This window comes from Pseudomonas sp. PB106, assembly GCF_009764645.1.
Taxonomy (GTDB): domain Bacteria; phylum Pseudomonadota; class Gammaproteobacteria; order Pseudomonadales; family Pseudomonadaceae; genus Aquipseudomonas.
Map to the genome: position 1 here is coordinate 1 of NZ_RWIM01000041.1, position 1,024 is coordinate 1,024.

1 protein-coding gene is annotated in these 1,024 nt (G+C 60.4%); it reads left to right on the top strand.

The annotated features are described in order from the left end of the window. The first annotated feature begins 242 nt into the window (after positions 1 to 242). Positions 243 to 938, top strand: a complete 696-nt coding sequence (aqpZ, locus tag EJA71_RS06080) for an aquaporin Z (RefSeq protein WP_158955182.1) — start codon at positions 243 to 245, stop codon at positions 936 to 938. Positions 939 to 1,024 lie beyond the last annotated feature (86 nt).

The window sequence follows — 1,024 nt, forward strand, 5'->3', positions numbered from 1 at the left end:
AGCCCGTGACGCTCCGCGTCACTGGACGCGGAGCGTCCCCTGAAGCATTCCCACGCAGAGCGTGGGAACGATCACCGCCAGAGCCCGCCAACCAAGGGCTCTGGCGGTTTTTTTGTGCGCGCTGGAAATCCGCAAGAACCCTGCTGTACTGAGCCGAGGCTTCAGAGCGGAGCCTGTCGTAAGTCTGCAGGGATGCACTACTTGATGCAGTCTCGATAGCAGCGCTATCAAGGACTCTTCTCATGTCTCTGTTCAAACGTTCAGTCGCGGAGTTGCTGGGTACGTTCTGGTTGGTGTTGGGTGGTTGCGGCAGCGCGGTGATCGCCGCGTCTTCTCCGATAGGTATCGGGGTGCTGGGGGTAGCCCTGGCGTTTGGTCTGACGGTGCTGACCATGGCCTTCGCCATCGGCCACATCAGCGGATGTCATCTCAATCCGGCCGTCTCGGTCGGCCTGTTCGTTGGCGGTCGGTTTCCGGCCAAAGAGTTACCTGCTTACATCATTGCCCAAGTGCTTGGCGCGATCATCGCGGCGGGATTGATCGTCTACATCGGCAGTGGCAAGGAAGGCTTCGAAGTCGCCGATGGTCTGGCCTCCAATGGCTATGGCGAGCATTCGCCCGGCAAGTATTCGATGGCGGCCGGGCTTGTCTGTGAAGTGGTCATGACCGCCATGTTTGTGATCATCATCCTCGGCGCCACCGACAGGCGCGCACCACCGGGGCTGGCACCGATTGCCATCGGCCTGGGCCTGACGCTGATCCATCTGATCTCCATTCCTGTCACCAACACATCGGTCAACCCGGCCCGCAGTACGGGCCCGGCATTGATGGTTGGCGGCTGGGCGATCGCACAGTTGTGGATGTTCTGGGTCGCGCCGTTGATTGGCGCGGTCGTCGGTGGCGGGGTTTATCGCTGGCTCGGAAAAGAGGAAACCTGAAGCTTGCACAAATCCCCTTGTAGGAGTGAGCCTGCTCGCGATAGCGGTGTGTCAGTCAACATCGGTGGCTCTGACAGACCGCTATC

What these genes read in the sequence shown, in the direction of transcription:
- aqpZ (WP_158955182.1), top strand. Translation starts at nt 243, where the DNA reads ATGTCTCTGTTCAAACGTTCAGTCGCGGAGTTGCTGGGTACGTTCTGG.